Raw genomic sequence first — 21,789 nt, forward strand, 5'->3', positions numbered from 1 at the left:
TGCTAGACGTAGTCGCCCGATCGCGTAGGGTCGCACTGACCGCCCGGGAGGCGCCCCGACATGAACTCCGGGTTTCCTGGTGTCAACGCCATGCTTGCCGCGCGGTGGTCATCAGATAATCTCTGCCGACGTGCAGCCGCAGAGACGGTTCTGCCCCAAGGAGTGAGTTCGCTGTCGACCGCCATTCTCACCGGCGCCCCACCCCCCGGGGCGTCCATCGAACGCGACCTGCGCGCCCTGGGCTTCACCGTGCGCGTGGCGGACGGGAACGGCGGAGTGGCGCGGGCGATCGCCGCGGTGCCGGCGGCCGAGCGCGTCGCCGTGGTCGACGCCCGTTTCACCGGGCACCTGCACAGCCTCAGGCTCGGCCTGACCGACCCGCGCTTCCCCGCCGCCGCCGTCCCCGGCGCGCTGACCGTACTGCCGGGCGCGCGGGGCGCGTTGACCGCCGCGCTCGCGCCGGGGAGCGCCGCGGGCCGCGACGGCGCCGCCATCGCCCCAGGCGGCGGCGGCCGTTCGGTCGCGGCGCCGCCCGCCACCGACTGCCTGCCCGACCGCCTGGCCGCGGGCCTGGCCGCGGCCGGCACCCCCGTCCACGCGCCCGACCTCGGCACCCTGGTCGCCACCGTGCCCACCACCGAGGCCGCCCGCGCCGAGGCCGAGGCGGCGGTGGCCGCCGTGGACGACGAGGCGGTGCGGCTGCGTTCGGCCGTGAAGTCCCGCGACGGCTTCTTCACCACGCACTTCGTCAGCCCCTACTCCCGCCACCTGGCCCGCTGGTGCGCCCGCCGCGGCCTGACGCCGAACCAGGTGACCACCGCGTCGCTGGTCACCGCCCTCATCGCCGCGGGCTGCGCCGCCACCGGCACCCGCCCCGGGATGATCGCGGCGGGCGCCCTGCTGCTCGTCTCGTTCGTGCTCGACTGCGTCGACGGCCAACTCGCCCGCTACTCGCTCCAGTTCTCCACCCTGGGCGCCTGGCTCGACGCCACGTTCGACCGGGCCAAGGAGTACGCCTTCTACGCCGGGCTCGCCCTCGGCGCCGCCCGCGGCGACGACGACGTCTGGGCCCTGGCCCTGGGCGCGATGGTTCTCCAGACCGCCCGCCACGTCGTGGACTTCGCCTTCACCTTCACCCTCCCCGCGCCGGACCCCGCCGCCCAGGGTGCGGCCCCTGGCGGCGCCACCGCGCTCTCGGGGCGCCTCGACCGCATCGCCTGGACCGTCTGGCTGCGGCGCGTGATCGTGCTGCCCATCGGCGAACGCTGGGCCCTGATCGCCGTCCTCACCGCCCTGACGACGCCCCGCGTCACGTTCACCGTGCTGCTGATCGCCTCGGGCTGCGCCGCCTGCTACACCACGGCGGGCCGCCTGCTGCGCTCCAGGAGGCTGCCGGGCGGCGGCCCCGAGGGCGCGCGGGCGCTGGCCGGTCTCGCCGACAGCGGCCCGGTCGCCGAGGCCGTCGCCCGCGTCGCGCCCCGCTCGCCGGGCGGCCCCCTCGCCGCGCCGCTGTGGGCGGCGGCCGGGACCGCGGGGCTGCTCGGCTGGCTGCTGTTCGGGCCCGACGACCGGGGCGGCTGGACCGCGGTGCTCGCCGCCGCGTGGTACGCGCTGTGCGCGGGCCTGGCGATCGCGGCGCCGCTCTCCCGCCCGTTCGACTGGCTGGTCCCGCCGCTCCTCCGCTGCGGCGAGTACCTGGCCGTCCTGATCCTCGCCGCCCGCGGCGGGGTGAACGGAGCGTTGCCCGCGGCTTTCTTTCTGGTGGCGGCTTGTGCCTACCATCACTACGACACGGTGTACCGCCTGCGAGGCGGCGCCGGGGCGCCCCCGAGGCGGCTGGTCCTGGCCACCGGCGGACACGAGGGCCGCGTCCTGGCGGTCACCGCCGCGGCCGCCCTCTGGGCGAGCGGCCAGGGCTTCACCACCGCGCTCACGGTCCTTGGCGGGGCCACGGCGCTCCTGGTCCTGGGGGAGAGCATCCGCTTCTGGGTCTCCTCCCAGGCACCGGCCGTACACGACGAAACAGGAGAACCCGCATGATCGGCCTTGTGCTGGCCGCTGGCGCCGGACGGCGCCTTCGCCCCTACACCGACACCCTGCCCAAGGCGCTGGTGCCGGTCATCTCGCCGGACGCGGCGGACAGCAGAACGGTCCTCGACCTCACCCTGGCGAACTTCGCCGAGGTCGGCCTCACCGACGCAGCCATCGTCGTGGGGTACCGCAAGGAGGCCGTCTACGAGCGGAAGGCCGACCTCGAGCGCCGCTACGGGGTCACCCTCACCCTCGTCGACAACGACAAGGCCGAGGAGTGGAACAACGCCTACTCCCTCTGGTGCGCCCGCGACATCATCCGCGAGGGCGTCATCCTGGCCAACGGCGACACGGTCCACCCGCCATCGGTCGAGAAGACCCTGCTGGCCGCCCGCGGCACCGCGCTGCCGGGGCGCGGCCGCGTCATCCTCGCCGTCGACACCGTCAAGCGGCTGGCCGACGAGGAGATGAAGGTCGTCGCCGACCCCGAGAAGGGCGTCTCGCTCATCACCAAGCTGATGGACCCCGCGAGCGCCACCGGCGAGTACATCGGCGTCACCCTCATCGAGCCCGAGGCGGCCGACGACCTGGCCGACGCCCTGCGCACCACGTGGGAGCGCGACCCCCAGCTCTACTACGAGGACGGGTACCAGGAGCTGATCCAGCGCGGCTTCCGCATCGACACCGCGCCCATCGGCGACGTCAGCTGGGTCGAGATCGACAACCACGACGACCTCGCCAGGGGACGGGAGATCGCGTGCCGGTACTGACCCGCCTCATCCCGTCCCCCGTCTCCGTCGACATCACCGCGGGCGCCCTCGACAACCTCGCGGGCGTCCTCGCCGACCAGCGCGTCTCCTCGTCGGGCCGCCTGGCCATCGCGATCAGCGGCGGCTCGGGCGCCACGCTGCGCGAACGCGTCAGCCCCGCCCTGCCAGGCGCCGACTGGTACGAGGTCGCGGGCGGCACCATCGACGCGGCCGTCCAGCTCGCCGACGCCATGCGCTCGGGCCACTACGACGCGGTCGTGGGCCTGGGCGGCGGAAAGATCATCGATGTCGCCAAGTACGCCGCCGCCCGCGTGGGCCTTCCCATGGTCGCCGTCGCCACCAACCTCTCCCACGACGGCATCTGCTCCCCCGTCTCCACCCTGGACAACGACGCGGGGCGCGGCTCCTACGGCGTGCCCACGCCCATCGCGCTGGTCATCGACCTCGACGTGATCCGCCACGCCCCCCTGCGCTACGTCCGCTCCGGCATCGGCGACGCCGTCTCCAACATCTCGGCCATCGCCGACTGGGAGCTGTCCCACAGGGAGACCGGCGAGCAGATCGACGGGCTCGCCGCCGCCATGGCCAGGCAGGCGGGCGAGGCCGTGCTGCGCCACCCCGGCGGCTGCGCGGACGACGCGTTCCTGACCGTCCTCTCGGAGGCGCTCGTGCTCTCCGGCATCGCCATGTCGATCGCGGGCCACACCAGGCCCTCCTCGGGCGCCTGCCACGAGATCTCCCACGCGCTCGACCTGCTCTACCCCAAGCGTTCGGCCCCACACGGCGAACAGGTGGGCCTGGGCGCCGCGTTCGCCATGCACCTGCGCGGGCAGCAGGACGGCTGCGGGCTGATCGTCGAGACGCTGCGGCGCCACGGCCTGCCCGTGCTGCCCGACGACATCGGCTTCTCCGCCGACGAGTTCGTGACGGCCGTCGCCTTCGCCCCGCGCACCAGGCCGGGGCGCTACACCATCCTCGAACACCTCGACCTGACCACCGACCAGATCAGGGACTCTTACGCCGACTATGTCAAAACCATCGGTAGCTGAACTCAGGCCGGTCGTGCACCCCGAAGGGGTCAAGGACCGGCGCAGCGGTGAGCACTGGGCCGGGCGCCTGTACATGCGGGAGATCTCCCTGCGCTGGACCAGGCACCTGGTGGCCACCAGGGTCACCCCCAACCAGCTCACCTATCTGATGGTTCTCACCGGCGTCGCCGCGGGCGCGGCGCTGCTGATCCCAGGGCTCGCCGGGGCGCTCGCGGGCGCGCTCCTCATCCAGCTGTACCTGCTCCTCGACTGCGTGGACGGCGAGGTCGCCCGCTGGCGGGGACAGACCTCCATCACCGGCGTCTACCTCGACCGCGTCGGCCACTACCTGGCCGAGGCCGCGCTGCTGACCGGCTTCGGGCTGCGCGCGGCCGACGTCTTCGCGGTCGACGAGCCCGCGCCGAACTGGCTGTGGGCGTTCCTCGGGACGCTCGCCGCGCTCGGCGCGATCCTGATCAAGGCCGAGACGGACCTGGTGGACGTCGCCCGCTCGCGCGGTGGCCTGCCCGCGGCCAGGGAGGAGTCGGCCACCCCGCGCTCCTCGGGGCTCGCGGTGGCCCGCAGGGCGGCGGCCGCGCTCAAGTTCCACCGGCTGGTCGGCGGCGTCGAGGCGTCCCTGCTGATCCTCTTCGTGGCCGTCCTCGACCTGATCCAGGGCGAGCTGTTCTTCACCCGCCTCGGCGTGGCCCTCCTGGCAGCCGTGGCGCTGGTGCAGACCCTTCTGCACCTGGTGTCCGTACTGGCGTCCAGCAGGCTGAGGTGACCGTGGTGGGTACGGCGCAGCTGCGAGTGGGAGCGGTCATCCTCACCATGGGTGACCGGCCCGACGAACTGCGGGCGCTGCTGCGCTCCGTGGCCGCGCAGGAAGGCGCGCCGATCGAGGTCGTCGTCGTGGGCAACGGCGCCTCCCTGCCCGATCTCCCGCCCGGCGTCCGCAGCCTCGAACTGCCGCACAACCTCGGCATCCCCGGCGGCCGCAACGTCGGCATCGAGGCGTTCGGCCCCGCGGGCGGCGACGTCGACGTCCTGCTGTTCCTCGACGACGACGGGCTGCTGCCCGACACCGGCACGGCCGAGCTGGTCCGCGCGGCCTTCGACGCCGACCCCCAGCTCGGCATCGTCAGCTTCCGCATCAGCGACCCCCAGGACGGCTCCACACAGCGCCGCCACGTGCCCAGGCTGCGCGCGTCCGACCCGTTGCGCTCCTCGCGCGTGACGACGTTCCTCGGCGGCGCCAACGCCGTGCGCACCCAGGTCTTCAAGCAGGTGGGGGGACTTCCGGACAACTTCTTCTACGCCCACGAGGAGACCGACCTCGCCTGGCGCGCCCTGGACGCGGGCTGGAGCATCGACTACCGGGCCGACCTCGTGCTGCACCACCCGGCCACCGCGCCGTCCCGGCACGCCGTCTACCACCGCATGGTGGCGAGAAACCGGGTGTGGCTGGCACGCCGCAACCTGCCGCTGCCCCTCATCCCCGTCTATCTGCTGGACTGGCTGCTGCTGACCGTGCTGCGCAGGCCGTCGCGGGCGGCGCTGCGGGCGTGGTTCGGGGGCTTCGTCGAGGGCTGGCGGACGCCGTGCGGTCCCCGCAGACCCATGAGGTGGCGTACGGTGTGGCGCCTGACCCGGCTGGGGCGACCTCCTGTCATCTGACAAGCTCGGGTCTGAGACGATCCAGATGCCGCCGCGTAGCGGCAACTTCCCGCTTGTGCCCTGTGAGGACGAGAGTTCAAGGTGAGTGAGACCACGCACGACAGTGCGCCCCCCCGTGATGTTCCGCTGGCCGAGCTCGCGGCCCGTCACGGTCTGTCCGTCAGTGGTGCCCGGCCTTCCCTGCCGCAGTATGTGCGGCAGTTGTGGGGGCGCAGGCACTTCATAGTCGCCTTCTCCCAGGCGAAGCTGACCGCGCAGTACAGCCAGGCCAAACTCGGCCAGCTGTGGCAGGTGGCCACCCCCCTGCTGAACGCGCTGGTCTACTTCCTGATCTTCGGCATCCTGCTCCAGGGGCGCGGGGGCATGGACAACAGCGAGTACATCCCGTTCCTGGTGACCGGGGTCTTTGTCTTCACCTTCACCCAGGCGTCGGTGCTCGCGGGCGTGAAGTCGATCTCGGGCAACCTCGGGCTGGTGCGGGCGCTGCACTTCCCCAGGGCGTCGCTGCCGATCTCGTTCTCCCTCCAGCAGCTCCAGCAGCTGCTCTTCTCGATGGTCATCCTGCTGGTCATCACGGTGTCCTTCGGGCACATGCCGTCGTTCGCGTGGCTCCTCGTGGTGCCCGTGCTCGCGCTCCAGTTCGTCTTCAACGCCGGGCTCGCCATGATCATGGCCCGCCTGGGCAGCAGCACGCCCGACCTGGCGCAGCTCATGCCGTTCATCCTGCGCACGTGGATGTACGCGTCGGGCGTGATGTTCCCGCTGCGCCACATGGTCGAGACGCGGGCGAACTGGCCGAGTTGGACCGCCGACGTGCTCGCCGCCAACCCCGCCGCGGTCTACATGGACCTGGTGCGTTACGCGCTGATCGACGGCGACTACCGCGACACGATCCCGGCCGCGACGGGGCTGTACGCTCTGGGCTGGGCCCTGGTCGTGGGGATCGGCGGGTTCCTGTACTTCTGGAAGGCGGAGGAGCGGTACGGCCGTGGCTGAGCGCAACAATCCCGCCGTCGTCGTGGACGACGGACGCATCCCGACGGTCATCGCCGACGACCTCCACATCGTCTACCGCGTGCACGGCGGCGGCGGGCGCGGCGCCGCGACCGCGGCCCTGCGCCGCATGATCCGCCGCCAGCCCAGCGGCCGGGTCCGCGAGGTGCACGCCGTGCGCGGCGTCAGCTTCGTCGCCTACCACGGCGAGGCGATCGGCCTCATCGGCACCAACGGCTCGGGCAAGTCCACGCTGCTGCGCGCCATCGCGGGGCTGCTGCCCGCCGAGCGCGGCCGGGTCTACACCGACGGCCAGCCCTCGCTCCTGGGCGTCAACGCCGCGCTGATGAACGACCTCACGGGCGAGCGCAACGTCATACTCGGCGGCCTGGCCATGGGCATGACCCGCGAGCAGATCAAGCAGCGCTACCAGAGCATCGTCGACTTCTCGGGCATCAACGAGAAGGGCGACTTCATAAGCCTCCCGATGCGCACCTACTCGTCGGGCATGGGCGCCAGGCTCAGGTTCTCGATCGCCGTCGCCAAGGACCACGACGTCCTGATGATCGACGAGGCGCTGGCCACGGGCGACAAGAAGTTCCAGAAGCGCTCCGAGGCCAGGATCCGCGAGCTGCGCGCCGAGGCGGGCACCGTCTTCCTCGTCTCCCACAACAACAAGTCGATCAGGGACACCTGCGACCGCGTGCTGTGGCTGGAGAAGGGCGAGTTGGTCATGGACGGGCCCACCGAGCAGGTCCTCAAGGCGTACGAGGAGGAGACCGGCAAGTAGGCCGCGGCGGATGTGCCCGCCCCGGGGAAGCGGTCGGCCGCGAGGTGGCCGATCCGGGGCGGGAGTTGTCCGACTATAGGGTGGCAGGGTGACCATGACGGCAAACACCACCGCGGGCCGCCCGTGCTGACCGGCGCGGCCCCGCCCGCCTCCGAGGCCGTGCTCGCCAAGGCCGCCCACGAGAACTTCCCCGTGGCCCCCCGCTTCCTGCCCCGCGCCTGGCGCGACGACCTGATGGCCGTCTACGGCTTCGCCCGCCTCGTCGACGACATCGGCGACGGCGATCTGGCCCCCGGCGGCGCCGACGCCGCCCTGCTCGGCATCGCCCCCGGCGACCCGAGCGCCGAAGACCGGCTGGTCCTGCTCGACGCCCTGGAGGCCGACCTCCACCGCGTGTTCGCCTCCGCCCGCGGCTCCACGCCGCCCAGCCACCCCCTGATGCGCGGGCTGATCCCCGCGGTGCGCAGGGGCGGCCTCACGCCCGCGCCGTTCCAGGACCTCATCGAGGCCAACCGCCTCGACCAGCGCAAGCGCCGCTACGCCACCTCTGACGAGCTGCTCGGCTACTGCGAGCTCTCGGCCAACCCCGTGGGGCGTCTCGTCCTGGCCGTCACCGGCACCGCGAGCCCCGAGCGCGCGCGCCGCTCCGACGCCGTGTGCACCGCGCTCCAGCTCATCGAGCACCTCCAGGACGTCGCCGAGGACCTGCGCAGGGACCGGATCTACCTCCCGGCCGACGCGATGGCCCGCTTCCGCGTCACCGAGGACGACCTGGCCGCGCCGACCGCCAACGCGTCCGTGCGCACCCTGGTGGCCTGGCTCAACGATCGGGCACGTAGGCTGCTCGACGAGGGCGCGCCCCTGATGTCCGGCGTGTCCGGGCGGCTGCGGCTGCTGCTCGCCGGGTTCATCGGCGGCGGCAGGGCGGCGGCCCAGGCCATCGCCGACGCCCGGTACGACGTGCTGGCGGGGCCGCCCACCGCGTCACGGAGCGGACTGCTCCGCGCGATGGCCACCACACTGCGCAGAGGATCGTGAGCTTCGAGCCCGTGAGTACCAGCACAGCCCCGTCCCCCTCCGTGGTCGCCGCCTACCACTACTGCGTGGTCGTCGCCGGTCAGCACGCCAAGAACTTCAGCTATGGCGCGCGGCTGGTCCCCGCGCCCAAGCGGCGGGCGCTGTCCGCGCTGTACGCGTTCGCCAGGCGCGTCGATGACATCGGCGACGGCGGGCTGCCGCCCGACGTCAAGACGGCCAGGCTGGCCGAGGCGAGGGCGCTGGTGGGGCGGGTGCGTGACGGCGCGGTCGACGAGGACGACACCGACCCGGTGGCCGTCGCCCTGGCCGACGCCGTCCGCCGCTACCCCATCCCGTTCGAAGGGCTTGACGAGCTGATCGACGGCGTTCTGATGGATGTGGAGGGCCGGACGTACGAGACATGGGACGAGCTGCGGGACTACTGCCGCTGCGTCGCGGGCGCGATCGGGCGGCTCACGCTCGGCGTCTTCGGCGTGCGCCCCGGCGTGCCCGACGCCGATCGCGCCCCCTCGTTCGCCAACACGCTCGGCCTCGCGCTCCAGTTGATCAACATCCTCCGCGACATCCGCGAGGACGCCGAGGGCGGCCGGGTGTATCTGCCAGCCGAGGACCTGCGGAAGTTCGGCTGCCCCGAGAACACCGGCATCGTCACGCCGGGCGCGCTGGCCGACTTCGACGGCTTGGTGCGCTTCGAGGAGCGGCGGGCGCGCGAGCTGTTCGCGGAGGGGCTGCGGCTGCTGCCGCTGCTCGACCGCCGCTCTGGCGCCTGCGTGTCCGCCATGGCGGGCATCTACCACCGCCTGCTCGACCGCATCGCGGCCAACCCCGTGGCCGTGCTGCGCGGGCGGGTGAGCCTGCCCGGCACCCAGAAGGTGCTGGTCGCCGTCCGGGGCCTGACCGGCATCGAGGCCCGCAGGGCCGCGGCGCGGCGGCCGGGCCCTTGAGCGCGAGCGCCGGGGGCGCAGGGGCCCGCACGGTGGTCGTGGGGGGCGGCCTCGCCGGGACGACCGCCGCCCTCGCGCTCGCCGACCGCGGCGCCCGCGTCACCCTGATCGAGGCCAGGCCCAGGCTCGGCGGCCTGGCGTTCTCCTTCCGCCGCGACTCCCCGGTGGGCGAGCTGACCGTGGACAACGGCCAGCACGTGTATCTGCGCTGCTGCACCGCCTACGCGGGCTTTCTGCGCCGCCTCGGCGCCACGGCGCTGGCCCCGCTGCAACGCCGACTCGACGTCCCCGTGCTGGACGCGGGGCGCGGCCGGGCGGGCCGGATCCGCCGCAACGGGCTGCCCGCGCCCCTGCACCTGGCGGCCAGCCTGGCCCGTTACCCCCATCTGTCGCCGGGCGAGCGCGCCGCCGCGGCCCGCGCCACGCTCGCGCTGCGCCACCTCGACCCCGCCGACCCCGCGCTCGACGGCCAGGACTTCGGCGGCTGGCTGCGCGCCAGGGGCCAGAGCGAGCGCGCCATCGCCGCCCTGTGGGACCTCATCGGCGTCGCCACCCTCAACGCCAGGGCGGGCGACGTCTCGCTCGCGCTGGCCGCCATGGTGTTCCGCACGGGCCTGCTGACGGCCCCTGGCGCCGCCGACCTCGGCATCCCGCGCGTTCCGCTGGGCGAGCTGCACGACACGCACGCCCGCGCCGCCCTCGACCGCTCCGGGGTCACCACCCTGCTCGCCACCAAGGCCCGCGCGCTGCGCCGCGGCGAGGGCGGCGGGTGGCTCGTCGACGTCGCGGCACGGGGCGAACGGCGCGCGCTGGCCGCCGAATCGGTCGTGCTCGCCGTGCCGCACGACGCGGCGCACGGGCTGCTGCCCCCGGGGGCGCTCGACGATCCCGACCGGCTGCTCGGCATCGGCACCGCGCCCATCCTCAACGTCCATGTGGTCTACGACCGCCAGGTGATGCGCGTTCCGTTCGTCGCGGCGCTCGGCGGCCCCGTGCAGTGGATCTTCGACCGCACGGGCCCCGCGCGGCTCGTCGGCGCTCCCGGGAGCCCTCCCGGGCAGTATCTGGCACTGTCCCAGTCGGCGGCTCACGACGAGATCGACCGGCCGGTGGACGCGCTGCGCGAGCGGTATCTGCCGGAGCTGGCCAGGCTGCTGCCGCGGGCGGCGGGCGCGCGGGTGCGCGACTTCTTCGTCACCCGGGAGCGCACGGCGACGTTCGCGCCCGCGCCGGGCGTCGGGCGGCTGCGGCCGGAGACCCGCACGCGCCTCCCCGGCGTGTACCTGGCCGGCGCGTGGACCGCGACCGGGTGGCCCGCCACGATGGAGGGCGCGGTGCGCAGCGGCCTCGCCGCGGCTCGGGCGGTCGCGGGCGGGGCGGCCTGGCCCCACAGAGGGCCCGGGTCCCACGCGACGGCCGGGTCCCACGGAACGGCCGGGTCCCACGGAACGGATGGAGGAGAGAGCGTGTGAACCAGGCAGACAATCCCCCCGACGGTGGCGTTCCCGCGCTGCTCGACCGCTGCCGGGCGCTGACCGCCCCGGCGCTCAGGGACGCCGTCGGGCTGCTCGCCCCGCCGATGAACACGGTGGCGGCCTACCACTTCGGCTGGATCGACGCCGAGGGGCGGCCCTCGGACAGCGGCAGCGGCAAGGCGATCAGACCCGCGCTCGCGCTGCTCTCGGCCGAGGCGGCGGGCGTTCAGGCCGAGGTGGGGGTGCCGGGGGCGGTCGCCGTCGAGCTGGTGCACAACTTCTCCCTGCTCCACGACGACCTGATGGACGGCGACGAGCAGCGCAGGCACCGCGACACCGTGTGGAAGGTGCACGGACCCGCCCAGGCGATCCTGGTGGGCGACGCGCTGTTCGCGCTGGCCAACGAGCTGCTTCTGGGGGCGGGTTCGCGGCGGGCGGGGGACGCCGCGCGCCGGCTCGCGGTGGCCAGCCGCAGGCTCGTGGACGGGCAGGCGCAGGACATCGCGTTCGAGCACAGGGAGCGGGTCGGCGTCGATGAGTGCCTGGAGATGGAGGGCAACAAGACGGGCGCCCTGCTCGCGTGTGCCGCCTCCATCGGCGCGGTTCTCGGGGACGCGGACGACGCGCTCGCCGACGCGCTCGAGACCTATGGCCAGCACCTGGGCCTGGCGTTCCAGGCGGTGGACGACCTGCTCGGCATCTGGGGCGACCCGCGGTCGACCGGCAAGCTGGCGTGGAGCGATCTGCGGCAGCGCAAGAAGTCGCTGCCCGTGGTGGCCGCGCTCGGCGCCGAGGGGAGCGCGGCCGAGCGCCTTACGGCCCTGATGACGGCCGACACCAAGAAGTCGCAGCAGGAGTTCGAGGAATTCGACGAGGCGGAGTTCGCCGTCAGGGCCGCGTTGATCGAGGAGGCGGGCGGCCGGTCCTGGACCGAGGCCGAGGCCAGGCGCCAGTACGACGTGGCGGTGGCCGCCCTCGGCCGCGTCCCCATGCCGACCGAGGTCCGCGAACGCCTGACCGCGCTCGCCGACTTCGTGGTGATCCGCCAGAGGTAGGCGGCGCGTCGGCCGCCCGGGAGCGGCCTCGGGCGGCCACCGGCCGTCGCGGCGACTCAGGAGTCCACGAGCAGCCGGTCGCTCAGCCGCGCGCGGTCCTCACGGGTCAGGCCAAGGGCGTCGGCGAGATACGCCTGGGTGCCGCCCCAGCCCTCGTCGATGTGGTCGAACGCCGCCTGGAGGTATTCCGCCCTCGCGTCGAACGCCGGCGCGAGCAGCCGCGTGATCTCGTCGGCGACCCCCGCGTCCCAGCCATCGGCGCCGGGGCCGCGCCGCACGGGGTAGCGGCGGTGGGGGGCGTTGGACTCCAGGTAGTCGGCCAGGATCACCTCACGTGACACGCCGAGCGCGAGCAGCACCACGGCGATGGTCAGCCCTGCCCTGTCCTTGCCCGCCGAGCAGTGCAGCAGCGCGGGCAGCCCGTCGCGGCTGAGGATCTTCAGTACCCGCCCGTGCTCGGCGGTCCTGGCCCGGACCATCGTCCGGTACATCGCGACCATCCGGGCCTCGCCCCGCCCGTCGGTCAGCTCGGCGCGCAGCTCCACGACGCTGCCCTCGCGCACCAGCGCCCAGAACGCCGCGCCGTCGTCGGGCTCGGTGAGCGGCAGGCTGATGTGGCGCGCGCCCGCGATGACGACATCGGGGCCCTCGAGGGCCTCGTCGGCGGCGTTCCTGAAGTCGAAGACGGTGCGCAGCCCGAGCCCTTCGATGAACGCGCGGTCCTCGGCCGTCGCGTGCGCCAGATGGCCGCTGCGGAACAGCAGCCCGCCGCGCACCGTGCGCCCGTCCGCGGTGGGCAGCCCGCCCAGGTCGCGGAAGTTCCGCACTCCGGTCAGTGAGGGTTCATCGGTCCGCCGCTCCGTCACGGGCTCTCCTTCCCACAGGGGCGCCGGACATCCGCGTACCGGCCCGAGGCCGACCCTATGACATGACCGGCCGCCTCGACGGGCGGCAACCCATGACGCTCCGCAGGCAGTTGGCGCGATTCCGTCGACCGTCCGCGCGCTCGGGTGTGACGCCCGGCACGTGACGCGCGCCACATACGAGGGGCGATAGGAGGGGCGTCCGCGCCCCCGTCGGGCCCCGTGGCGAGTGGTCGCGCCGGGGGGCGTGGGCTACGGCGCGGGGCCGTAGATCACGCCCTTGTGCCCCCGCTCGCCAGCGACTACACATGGCAAATGTCAGCACATTGTGTTATCAGACCACTTTTGAGAGGTGGGCGTTCATGTCCGCGCATCGTTTCGGTGTCCCTAATTCCCTTAAGGCCCGCAGTTCCCTCAAGGCCCGCGGTCCCCTCAAGGCCCGCGGTCCCCTCAACGCCCGCAAGGTCTCGCTCGCCGGTATCGCCACCGCCGGTGCCGCCGCGGTGGCCGTCTCGCTCGTCCCCGGCGACGCCTCGGCCGCCCCCGCGACCGCCGAGCGCGTGGCCTCCGCCACCGCCGCCCCGGCCGCGTTCAGCGCCGACAGCCGGACCGGCACGCCCAGGGCGCCCGATCAGGGCGCGCCGGGTCAGCGCGCGCCCGACAAGCCCGCGGCCGACAAGCCCGAAAGCAAGGGTGAAAGCAAGGGCGACGCCAAGCCCGAGACCTACGAGAACAACCTCGACGGCTGGATCCGCGAGGCCCTGTCCATCATGGACAAGAACGACATCCCCGGCAGCTACGACGGCATCCACCGGAACGTGATGCGCGAGTCGAGCGGTGACCCGAACGCGATCAACACGTGGGACGTCAACGCCCAGAACGGCATCCCCTCCAAGGGCCTGCTCCAGGTCATCGACCCGACCTTCGACGCCTACCACGTCAAGGGCACGGAGAAGGACCTGTACGACCCGGTGGCCAACATCGTGGCGGCCTGCAACTACGCGGCCGACCGCTATGGCTCGATGGACAACGTCGACAGCGCGTACTGACCGGCGCCATCCACCCCGGTCCACCCCGGTCCACCCCGGTCCGCCCTCGTCCGCCCCGATCCCTCCGATGCCGCCCTCGCGCCCCGGGCCCACGCCAGGGGCGCGTTCCCGTGCCTCCCGCGCTTGGGCGCGTCAGGCCCGCGCTTGGGCGCGCTCTCGCGGGGGCCGCGCGGCGTTCACAGGCCGAGCATCGGGGCCGCGGCCCGGCAGCGCCCCGGGTGGGTCAGCACGTCCACGGTGTCCACCGCCTAGTCGATCGCCCCCGGCAGCCGCCCCACCGAGCCGTCGGCCCGCCGCCCCAGCCGGTCCACCAGCGCCCCCACCCCGGGATCCGTGATCCGGGCCACCAGCGCCTCGGTGAACCGCTCCCCGGCGAGCACCCTGATATCGCGCGCGTGGAAGCGCCGCGGCCCAGGGTCCAACTCCTCGGCGAGGCCGAGGCGGTTTGTCGCCGCGGCCAGCTCGCTCGCGGCCCGGCACACCGCGGCCTCCCGTTCGCGCCAGGCCCCCGCCCGTAGCGCCGCGTCCAGGTGCGGCCCCACGCGCGGGGCCAGCGGCAGGCGCGCGAACGCCGTCCCTAGCCACTTGCCGTACGGCGCCCAGCGGCGTTCGACCAGGAACGCGAGCCGCACCAGGTCGCGCGCCACGCGCGCCGCCACCACCGCGCTGCCGAGCTCGTCGCCGCGGCTCCCGGCGCGCCCGATGAACGCCTCCTCCTGCGACACCCGCAGCCACGCCGCCGCCAGCACATAGCGCCACACATCCGCCGGATACCAGCGCAGCGCCGCGCGCCGCCGCGCCAGCTCACCCGCGGGATCGTGGAACACCGGCCCCTCGACCATCGTGGCAAGCCGCTGGGTGGGCGTGAGCAGCCAGTCCGCCAGCCCCATCCCCGCCGCGGGGTCGACGCCGAGCCGCGCGGTGAAGAACGCGGGGGCCGTGGCCACCTCGACCGCGTGATCGCCCCCGGCGAACCGCACGCGGAACCCCTCGAACGCCTCGGGCAGCGCGCCAAGCGCCGCCCGCGCCGCGTCCGCGTCCCCCGGCGAGCCGACGAGCACCTGCACCCGCGGGCCGAAGTCGTGGTCGGGGGACACCCCGTCGTCGAACCCCAGCACCTCGGAGCCGTCGCCGAGCAGGGCCGCCGCGTGCGGGACGTCCCCGAGCAGCGGCCTCACCTCGCGCGCGTAGAACTCCCCAGCAAGATCACGGCCGTTCACGCCCTCCATGCTAAGAACCACGCCGGAAACGGCCGCAACCGCTTCTCCGCCGCGGCGGGCCCGGCGCGTGTGGTGGGATGGCGGCATGGCTCAGGTGCTCTACCTCCTCGGCAGCGCGGCCCCTCCCGTGCTCGACGTCGGCCGCGCGGTGCGGGCCGCCACGGAGCGTGGCTGGGAGGTGTGCGTCGGGCTGACGCCGACGGCCGCGTCGTGGTTCGGCGACCGGCTGCCCGAGCTCGCCGAGCTGACAGGCCGCCCCGTCCGCGTCGGTCACCGCACGCCCGGCGCGGCCGACGACTGGCCCCCGGCGACCGTGGCCGCCGTGGTGCCCGCGACCCTGAACACCGTCAACACCATCGCCCTCGGCCTCACCCCCTCGTGGGTCGCGGCCTACGCGTGCGAGGCCATCGGGAAGCGCTGGCCGCTGCTGGTGATGCCGTGCGTGAACGCCGCCTACGCCACGCATCCGCAGTTCGGCCGCTCGGTCGCCACGCTGCGCGACGCGGGCGTGCGCGTGCTCCTCGGCGCGCCCGACGGCTTTGTCCCGCTGCCCCCGGGCCAGGCGAGCCCCGACGCCTACCCGTGGCACCTGGCGCTGCGCGCCGCGGGGGTGTGAGCGTCAGTCGCGCGGCGGCGAGCAGCGGCGTTCGGCCTCGCACACGTGGCCGCTGCCCCGGCAGTGCCAGCAGGCGTGCGGCGCCGCCAGACCCATGGGCCGCCCGGCGCGCGGGACGTACAGCGTCTCGCGGAACTCGATCGTCTGCCCCCCGCATGCCTGACACTGCCGATGCGGCCCGGGGCACTCGGCCTCCCCTGCGTCGTCCATCCCCGACAGGTACCACACCCGCGGGATCGGCGCGTCGAGGTCGCCGTGGTGGCGCGGGGTGGCATCGGCGGGCCGGTCAAGGGGCGCTCCTGCCCGGCGTCCGCGATTGACGCGGGGCGGCGGGGCTCGTTACCCTGCATCTAGGTTTGCTTTGAAAGCAAAGATGAAGGGGCTGTCCATGGAAGCCGGTCAGGAAGCCGGTGAGCGCATCGCCGCCCGGGCCGCGGGGGAGCAGCTGCTCGCGGGCCACCGTGAGCTACGGGCCCAGCTCGCCGGGATCAGGGCCGCCCTCGCGGACGGGGGCGCAAGCCCGCCCGACCCGCGCGCCGCCCGCGCGAGCCTCGCGCTCCCCGACCAGCTGCGGCTGCGCTGCCTCACCTACTGCGCGGGGCTGCATCACCACCACTCCAAGGAGAACGGCGCGTTCGCGGTCTTCGAGCGCCGCTTCCCCGAACTCGCCCCTGTCATCGAGCGGTTGCGCGCGGAGCACCAGCGCGTGTACGCGGCGCTCGACCGGCTCACGGCGCTCCTCGAATCGGAGGAGGGAGGCGATCTGCCGCGGGTGCGCGAGGAGTTGGAGCGCACCGTCGACGGGCTCGAAGCCCACTTCGCCTACGAGGAGGAGCACCTGCTGCCCACGCTCGGCGTGCCCCGCCCGGCCACGCCCCGCTGACCGCGCCCCATCGAGCTGCCCCACCGAGCAGAGGAAACGCCCATGCCCCCCGAACAGACCCCCCAGCAGACCCCCAGCAGACCCCGCCGTTCGACCCCGCGCCCACCAGCCCGGCCGAAGACGCCCCCGGCGCCTACAACCTCCCGGTGATCAGGCAGTTCCGCGAGAACGGCGGCAGGGTGGGACCGCCGTTCGAGGGCGCCCCGCTCATCCTCATCACGACCGTGGGCGCCAGGAGCGGGCGGCCCCGCACCGTGCCCACCCTGTCGTTCCGGCTGGACGACGGGAACCTCCTGATCATCGGCAGCAACGGCGGCGCCGACACCGACCCCGCCTGGTATCACAACCTCATCAAGGACCCGAGGATGACGGTGGAGACGGGCCAGGAGACCTACGCCGCCCTCGGGCGCCTCGTCCCCACCGGGAGCCGGGAGCGCGACCGCCTCTTCGCGCGGGCCGCCGCCGAGGTCGAGGCGTTCGCCGACTACCAGTCGATGACCCGCCGCACGCTGCCCGTCGTCATCGTCGAACGGCGCCCCGGCTGAGACCGCCGCCCCGGGGAGCGCGGCGGCGCGGAGGGCGCGGGGGCCCGAACTCCGCGCGCACCGCCTCCACCACGCGCGGAACGTGCCGCAGATAGGCGGCGCTGTCCCAGTCCTCCACGGCGGGCAGCGGGCGCTGGTCGAGGCGCGCGGAACTGCGCGGCCAGCTCGCGCTCGGACGGCAGCTTCGTCCCGACCGCGATCTCCCCTGACCTGATCTCGTGCCCGGGCTGGCGTGCGATGCGCTCGGTGAGCAGTCCTCGCTGGGACGAAGGAACGGCGCGGCCCTGCGGTGACGAAGGCGGGGCGGGCATGTGAGGGGGCTTAGCAGCGCCCTCCGTCACCCCCGCCCGACCGTTCAACCGCCCGACCGCCCGACCGCCCGACCGCCCGACCGTTCAAACGGTTGGCCGCGCGCGGGCGCCGCCCCTTAGAGTGCCGGTCATGGCCTGTCGCATTTCCGAGCTCGTGATCGACTGCCGCGACCCTCGGCGGCTGGCGGCGTTCTGGTGCCAGGTGCTCGACTTCGTCGTGCTCGGCACCGAGGACGATGGCGCGGTGGAGATCGGCCCGAGGGAGGGCTTCGGCGGGTTGCAGCCGACCCTGGTCTTCAGCCCCTCGACCGAGCCCAGGTCCGGCAAGCTGCCGCTGCACATCGACGTCAACGTCACCGACCGCGACCAGGACGCCGAGCTCGAACGCCTGCTGGCGCTCGGGGCCCGCCCCGCCGACGTCGGCCAGACCGGCGAGGAGTCCTGGCACTGCCTGGCCGACCCCGAGGGCAACGAATTCTGCCTTCTGCGGGCCCGCCTGCCCGCCTGAGCTGAGTGCCGACGGCCATGCGTGCGGAATGGGAGCCTGTGGCGGCGGGGGAGTCGGGGGCCCGCGTCCTGCGCTCGGCCGACGGCTCGCGCTATGCCAAGTGCGTTCCCGCCGAGGCAACGCCCGCGCTTGAGGCGGAGCGTGACCGCGTCGGCTGGCTCGGCGCCCAGGGGATCCCCGCGCCGCGCGTCCTCGACTGGCACGCCGACGCCGCGGGCGCCCGCCTGGTGACCAGCGCGGTCGAGGGCGTCCCCGCCGACCGCCTCACGGCGCCCGAGCTGTGGGCGGCGTGGGAGCCGATCGCGGACGCCGTGCGTCGCCTGCACGAACTGCCCGTGCGGCGCTGCCCGTTCGGCCGCGGCCTCGCCGGGATGTTCGCCCTGGCGCGCGACGTCGTCGCGCGGGGCGCGGTCAACCCCGACTTCCTCCCCGAGGAGCAGCGGCACACGCCCCCCGACGCGCTGCTTGCCCGCCTCGCCCCCCAGCTCGAACGCCGCCTGGCCCAGGAGGCCGCCGAGGCCGTCGTGTGCCATGGGGACCTGTGCCTGCCGAACATCGTCCTCGACCCCGAGACCCGTGAGGTGGCGGGCTTCATCGACCTGGGCCGCCTCGGCAGGGCCGACCCGTACGCGGACATCGCGCTCCTGCTCGCCAACGCGCGCGAGACCTGGCCCGACGCGGACCGGGCGAGAGCGGCGGACGAGGCGTTCGCCCGCCGCCGCGGCACCGCGCTCGACTCCGAACGCCAGCGCTTCTACCTGCACCTGGACCCGCTCACCTGGGGCTGAACGGGACGTCGGCACCGCCCGCTGGGCCTCAAGGCGCCGGTCGTGGGTCCATGGACGCGGCTTGCGCGGTGGATCGAAAGTCATCAATACAGAGTCATGTCGAAACAGGAGTTCGTGGTGCTCGGTCAGGGCGTGGACGGCTCGTGCCGCCCGGGTTGTCCGCAGCGCCGCTCGGCGAGGACCGGGCGGGGGAGCTGGCGAAGGTGTTCAAGGCGCTGGGCGATCCGGTGCGGCTGCGGCTGCGGCTGCTGTCGCTGATCGCCTCGCGGCAGGGCGGCGAGGTGTGCGTGTGCGAGCTGACGCCCGCGTTCGACGTGTCCCAGCCGACGATCTCGCACCATCTGAAGCGGCTGCGCCAGGCCGGGCTGATCGACGGCGAGCGGCGCGGGACCTGGGTCTACTACCGCGTGCTGCCCGAGGCGTTGGAGGGGCTGGCGGCCGTGCCGCGGCCGCGGGCCGCCGGGGCTGAGGCATGAGCGTCGTCCAGGCACCGCCGCCCGCCGCCCGCCGCCCGCCGCGCCGCCGAGCCCGCCGCCTCGCCCGTCGCCGTCCCCTGAACCCCGCCGCCGGTGCCCGCGGACACCAGGCGCTGCCTGGTCCCGTGGCGCGGCGGGTTCTTGAAGCTGGGGACCACGGCCGCGGTGGAAGAGGCAGGGCTCTGTCCCCGGACATCGTCGCGCGATGCCCGCCACTGCTTCTCCTCGCCGTAAACGGAGACGGTCCGCTGCACCGCCACCAGGCCGTCGGACGACCGGAGGTCCAGGCGGTTCAACGTGGCGATGATCTGGGAGTAGAGGAACTCCCGTGAGACGCCGCACAGCGGGTCGCCGACGATCCGCAGCGCCACGAGGAGGTTCACCACATGCGTCGCCCTGTCGTCGAGCGATGCGGTCCGCGCCTCGTCCACGCAGGCGTGGAACAGAGCGTAGGGGTCCATGAGCTGCCGCTCCCCGGGGCCGAGGGGCGCCTGTGCCGTGCTGTGCACCAGGTCGAGCCCGTCCTGTACCGCCATCGTCGGCAGCAGCGCGGCCAGCTCGGACGCCACTCCGGCCAGGTCGTCCATCGCCAGCCGGTGGTACGACTCCCCGGCCTTGTCGTGGCGTTCGGCGCAGAAGCCGCGCAGTCGCCCGTGCCCGGCCGCCCAGTCCGCCGGGTGGCCCGGCCCCCGCGCGGCGAGCCGGTGCAGCAGCAGCCGCCGCAGCACGACGGCCCCGGCCTCGCCCTCGCTCGCCCAGGGGGGCCGCGCGCCTCACCTCGTCGCCTCATGGCGGACTCGCGACCACTTCTGTCGCAGGATCGTGACATGCCAACTCGGAGTCGGCGCGGGCCCGTTGGGCGCCCGTGGACCGGGCTCCGCTCAGGGGACGAGGATCGCGCGCCCGCGGATGCGGCCCGCGTCGAGGTCGTCCAGGGCGTCCTGGAAGCGGTCGAGCGGGTAGGTCGTGGTGTGCAGGCGCACGCGTCCCCGCGCGGCCAGGACCATCAGCTCGCACAGGTCGTTGTAGGAGCCGACGAGGTTGCCGATGAAGTTGATCTCGGCGGAGATGATGTCGATGGTCGGGACGTCGATGTTCTCCCCGTAGCCGACCACGTGGTACTCGCCCGCGCGGCGCAGCATGCCCACGCCGTCCCTGGTCGCGCCGCCCTCGCCGACGAAGTCGATGACCGCCTCGGCCCCCTGGCCACCGGTCAGCTCGCGCACCGCGTCGACGTGGCCGCCGTCGGCGACGACACCGTGGTCGGCTCCGATGGAGACGGCGAGCTTGACCGCGTCGGGGTTGCGGTCGACCACGACGAGCTCGGCGGCCGTGATCGCCCTGAGCACCTGGACGCCGATGTGCCCGAGCCCGCCCGCGCCGATCACGACGCACCGGTCGCCGGGCCTGAGGTTCCTCGCGGCCTTCGCGGCGGCGTGGTACGCGGTCAGACCGGCGTCGGCGAGCGCGGCCACGTCGGCGGGTTCGAGGGAGTCGTCGATCCTGACGACGCTGCGGGCCGACGTCCTCAGGTACTCCGCGTAGCCGCCGGCGGTGTCGATGCCGGGGAAGAGGGACTGCTCGCAGTGCACATCGTCACCGAACCGGCAGGCCCGGCACAGACCGCAGGTGATCAGGGGATGCACGATCACCTTGTCGCCCTCGGCGACATGGGTGACGGCATCGCCGACGGCGTGCACCCAGCCCGCGTTCTCGTGCCCGATCGTGTAGGGCAGTGCCACCCCCGACTTCTCGGCCCACTGCCCCTCGAGGATGTGGATGTCGGTACGGCACACGCCCGCCCCGCCGATCCTGACGATCACGTCGTACGGGCCGGTGACCTCGGGGGCGGCCACGTCCGTCATCCGGAGCGGCTCGCCGTAGCCGACGACCTGGACTGCCTTCATGCGGGTTTCACCTCTGCTGTCGTGCGGGGCTTCGAAGGGCCGGTGGGGGCGGTGGAGTCGGTGGGGCCCGCAGGGACGGCGGGATCGGCGTCCTGGGCGCGGGGCGACTGGTCCGCGGCGGACTCGGGGTAGCGGGTGCGCAGCAGACCGCGGCAGAAGTGCGCGTTGCCGTCGATCGAGATCCTGACCGAACGGGCGAAGCGCAGGCGGAGGGGAATCTCCCGCTCCGGATACGGCAGCCCGCTGTCGTCCACAAGCACCTCGGCCTCCGGGGCGGTGCTCAGCCCGAGGGCCCGGCGCCGCCGCAGAAGCGCGCGCGTCGCCGGAGTGCCGGGGAGGTCGGCCAGGGTGACGCCGTGGAGTCCCGCCTCGGTCAGGTCGGGGTTCTCCCTGAGCAGGGCGGCCAGCGCGCGTTCCATCGCCGCGGCGTGCGCCTTGCGGCGGAAGGTCAGGCGCAGCGCGTCGAGGTCCTGGCCCGCCTCGTCGCCGAACGTCCCGCGATAGCCCGCGTCCGCGGCCAGGCCGTGGTTGATCAGCTCGGAGTCGTGGTGGTCATCGAGCAGCACCACGACATCGCGGGCGCCGGGGAGCGCCGCCAGCGCGTCCTTGGCGTCGGACGCCATCAGATACGCGAAGTTCGGCGAACAGAACGACGTCGGGAGCCGGAGCCGCACGGTCAGCGCGCCATCGGCGGTCACTTCGAGGGAGCGGACGAAGCCGAGGTCGGTGATCGGCTCGTCGAGCTCCGGGTCGAGAACGCCGTCGAGCGCCGCGCGCGCGGCACGTTCCAGCGCCCCGCGTTCCATCGAGCCGACGGGCATG

23 protein-coding genes and 2 pseudogenes are annotated in these 21,789 nt (G+C 73.9%); 18 read left to right on the forward strand and 7 right to left on the reverse strand.

Annotation, left to right across the window (positions count from 1 at the left end):
- The first annotated feature begins 171 nt into the window (after positions 1–171).
- From DEH69_RS24425 to DEH69_RS24475, 11 genes are all read left to right on the forward strand, one after another.
- Positions 172–2,040: a CDP-alcohol phosphatidyltransferase family protein gene (locus DEH69_RS24425; RefSeq protein WP_258534956.1), complete on the forward strand. Its 1,869-nt coding sequence runs from the start codon at positions 172–174 to the stop codon at positions 2,038–2,040.
- Positions 2,037–2,801: a sugar phosphate nucleotidyltransferase gene (locus DEH69_RS24430; protein WP_113689138.1), complete on the forward strand. Its 765-nt coding sequence runs from the start codon at positions 2,037–2,039 to the stop codon at positions 2,799–2,801. Before DEH69_RS24425 ends, DEH69_RS24430 begins: the two co-directional genes overlap by 4 nt.
- Positions 2,789–3,850, forward strand: coding sequence for an iron-containing alcohol dehydrogenase family protein (locus DEH69_RS24435; protein WP_113689139.1), 1,062 nt, complete (start codon positions 2,789–2,791; stop codon positions 3,848–3,850). The genes DEH69_RS24430 and DEH69_RS24435 overlap by 13 nt, the downstream gene beginning before the upstream one ends.
- Complete coding sequence (locus tag DEH69_RS24440) at positions 3,828–4,613, forward strand: CDP-alcohol phosphatidyltransferase family protein (RefSeq protein ID WP_113689140.1); 786 nt, start codon at positions 3,828–3,830, stop codon at positions 4,611–4,613. Before DEH69_RS24435 ends, DEH69_RS24440 begins: the two co-directional genes overlap by 23 nt.
- 20 nt (positions 4,614–4,633) lie before the next feature.
- Complete coding sequence (locus tag DEH69_RS24445; RefSeq protein WP_113689323.1) at positions 4,634–5,506, forward strand: glycosyltransferase family 2 protein; 873 nt, start codon at positions 4,634–4,636, stop codon at positions 5,504–5,506.
- An 81-nt stretch (positions 5,507–5,587) separates the two neighbouring features.
- Positions 5,588–6,502, forward strand: coding sequence for an ABC transporter permease (locus tag DEH69_RS24450; protein ID WP_113689141.1), 915 nt, complete (start codon positions 5,588–5,590; stop codon positions 6,500–6,502).
- Positions 6,495–7,289: an ABC transporter ATP-binding protein gene (locus tag DEH69_RS24455; RefSeq protein ID WP_113689142.1), complete on the forward strand. Its 795-nt coding sequence runs from the start codon at positions 6,495–6,497 to the stop codon at positions 7,287–7,289. The genes DEH69_RS24450 and DEH69_RS24455 overlap by 8 nt, the downstream gene beginning before the upstream one ends.
- A gap of 126 nt (positions 7,290–7,415) precedes the next feature.
- Positions 7,416–8,327 (forward strand): squalene synthase HpnC, encoded by a 912-nt coding sequence (gene hpnC / locus DEH69_RS24460; RefSeq protein ID WP_113689324.1) that lies wholly within the window; start codon positions 7,416–7,418, stop codon positions 8,325–8,327.
- 11 nt (positions 8,328–8,338) lie between these two features.
- Positions 8,339–9,271: a presqualene diphosphate synthase HpnD gene (gene hpnD, locus DEH69_RS24465; protein WP_258534927.1), complete on the forward strand. Its 933-nt coding sequence runs from the start codon at positions 8,339–8,341 to the stop codon at positions 9,269–9,271.
- Positions 9,268–10,743, forward strand: a complete 1,476-nt coding sequence (hpnE, locus tag DEH69_RS24470) for a hydroxysqualene dehydroxylase HpnE (protein ID WP_258534928.1) — start codon at positions 9,268–9,270, stop codon at positions 10,741–10,743. The genes hpnD and hpnE overlap by 4 nt, the downstream gene beginning before the upstream one ends.
- A complete protein-coding gene (locus DEH69_RS24475; RefSeq protein ID WP_258534929.1) occupies positions 10,740–11,801 on the forward strand; it encodes a polyprenyl synthetase family protein in 1,062 nt (353 codons plus the stop codon). Before hpnE ends, DEH69_RS24475 begins: the two co-directional genes overlap by 4 nt.
- Before the next feature lie 56 nt (positions 11,802–11,857).
- Here DEH69_RS24475 and DEH69_RS24480 read toward each other — a convergent pair whose 3' ends face one another.
- Complete coding sequence (locus DEH69_RS24480) at positions 11,858–12,667, reverse strand: tyrosine-protein phosphatase (RefSeq protein ID WP_113689145.1); 810 nt, start codon at positions 12,665–12,667, stop codon at positions 11,858–11,860.
- Between the two features lie 359 nt (positions 12,668–13,026).
- Here DEH69_RS24480 and DEH69_RS24485 point away from each other — a divergent pair, with 359 nt between their 5' ends.
- A complete protein-coding gene (locus DEH69_RS24485; RefSeq protein WP_113689146.1) occupies positions 13,027–13,713 on the forward strand; it encodes a transglycosylase SLT domain-containing protein in 687 nt (228 codons plus the stop codon).
- A gap of 248 nt (positions 13,714–13,961) precedes the next feature.
- On the opposite strand, the gene DEH69_RS24490 is transcribed toward DEH69_RS24485, so the two are convergent.
- Positions 13,962–14,942, reverse strand: coding sequence for a DUF4037 domain-containing protein (locus DEH69_RS24490; RefSeq protein ID WP_220131336.1), 981 nt, complete (start codon positions 14,940–14,942; stop codon positions 13,962–13,964).
- A 76-nt stretch (positions 14,943–15,018) separates the two neighbouring features.
- Here DEH69_RS24490 and DEH69_RS24495 point away from each other — a divergent pair, with 76 nt between their 5' ends.
- Entirely contained in the window at positions 15,019–15,549 is a 531-nt protein-coding gene (locus DEH69_RS24495; protein ID WP_113689147.1) for a flavoprotein, read from the forward strand.
- A gap of 3 nt (positions 15,550–15,552) precedes the next feature.
- Here the strand turns inward: DEH69_RS24495 and DEH69_RS24500 are convergent, their stop codons facing one another.
- Positions 15,553–15,759: a hypothetical protein gene (locus DEH69_RS24500; protein ID WP_147255827.1), complete on the reverse strand. Its 207-nt coding sequence runs from the start codon at positions 15,757–15,759 to the stop codon at positions 15,553–15,555.
- Between the two features lie 178 nt (positions 15,760–15,937).
- Here DEH69_RS24500 and DEH69_RS24505 point away from each other — a divergent pair, with 178 nt between their 5' ends.
- Together DEH69_RS24505 and DEH69_RS24510 are read left to right on the forward strand one after the other, a co-directional pair.
- Positions 15,938–16,432 (forward strand): hemerythrin domain-containing protein, encoded by a 495-nt coding sequence (locus DEH69_RS24505; RefSeq protein WP_181727589.1) that lies wholly within the window; start codon positions 15,938–15,940, stop codon positions 16,430–16,432.
- A gap of 146 nt (positions 16,433–16,578) precedes the next feature.
- A complete protein-coding gene (locus DEH69_RS24510; RefSeq protein WP_258534930.1) occupies positions 16,579–16,977 on the forward strand; it encodes a nitroreductase family deazaflavin-dependent oxidoreductase in 399 nt (132 codons plus the stop codon).
- A 137-nt stretch (positions 16,978–17,114) separates the two neighbouring features.
- On the opposite strand, the pseudogene DEH69_RS24515 reads toward DEH69_RS24510, so the two are convergent.
- Positions 17,115–17,288 (reverse strand): annotated as a pseudogene (locus DEH69_RS24515) (GntR family transcriptional regulator); the annotation flags it as partial.
- Positions 17,289–17,418: 130 nt separating this feature from the next.
- Between DEH69_RS24515 and DEH69_RS24520 the strand changes: the two are divergent.
- The 3 genes and pseudogenes from DEH69_RS24520 (at position 17,419) to DEH69_RS24530 (ending at position 19,060) form a co-directional block, all read left to right on the forward strand.
- Positions 17,419–17,796, forward strand: coding sequence for a VOC family protein (locus DEH69_RS24520; protein ID WP_113689151.1), 378 nt, complete (start codon positions 17,419–17,421; stop codon positions 17,794–17,796).
- Positions 17,797–17,813: 17 nt separating this feature from the next.
- On the forward strand, positions 17,814–18,584 hold the full coding sequence (locus tag DEH69_RS24525) for an APH(3'') family aminoglycoside O-phosphotransferase (RefSeq protein ID WP_113689152.1): 771 nt from the start codon (positions 17,814–17,816) through the stop codon (positions 18,582–18,584).
- Between the two features lie 96 nt (positions 18,585–18,680).
- A pseudogene (locus DEH69_RS24530) lies at positions 18,681–19,060 on the forward strand (ArsR/SmtB family transcription factor).
- Here the strand turns inward: DEH69_RS24530 and DEH69_RS24535 are convergent.
- From DEH69_RS24535 to DEH69_RS24545, 3 genes are all read right to left on the reverse strand, one after another.
- The gene (locus DEH69_RS24535; RefSeq protein ID WP_113689154.1) at positions 18,985–19,788 is read right to left on the reverse strand and encodes a hypothetical protein; all 804 of its coding nucleotides are present in this window, start codon (positions 19,786–19,788) and stop codon (positions 18,985–18,987) included. The pseudogene DEH69_RS24530 and the gene DEH69_RS24535 sit on opposite strands and share 76 nt — an antisense overlap.
- Before the next feature lie 153 nt (positions 19,789–19,941).
- Positions 19,942–20,967 carry an NAD(P)-dependent alcohol dehydrogenase gene (locus tag DEH69_RS24540; protein WP_113689155.1) on the reverse strand — a complete coding sequence of 342 codons (1,026 nt, stop codon included), beginning with the start codon at positions 20,965–20,967 and terminating at the stop codon, positions 19,942–19,944.
- Positions 20,964–21,788 carry an iron-sulfur cluster assembly protein gene (locus tag DEH69_RS24545; RefSeq protein WP_258534931.1) on the reverse strand — a complete coding sequence of 275 codons (825 nt, stop codon included), beginning with the start codon at positions 21,786–21,788 and terminating at the stop codon, positions 20,964–20,966. Before DEH69_RS24545 ends, DEH69_RS24540 begins: the two co-directional genes overlap by 4 nt.
- Between the last annotated feature and the right edge of the window lies 1 nt (position 21,789).

Source organism: Streptomyces sp. PT12 (assembly GCF_003311645.1).
In the GTDB taxonomy this organism is placed as follows: Bacteria; Actinomycetota; Actinomycetes; order Streptomycetales; family Streptomycetaceae; genus Streptomyces.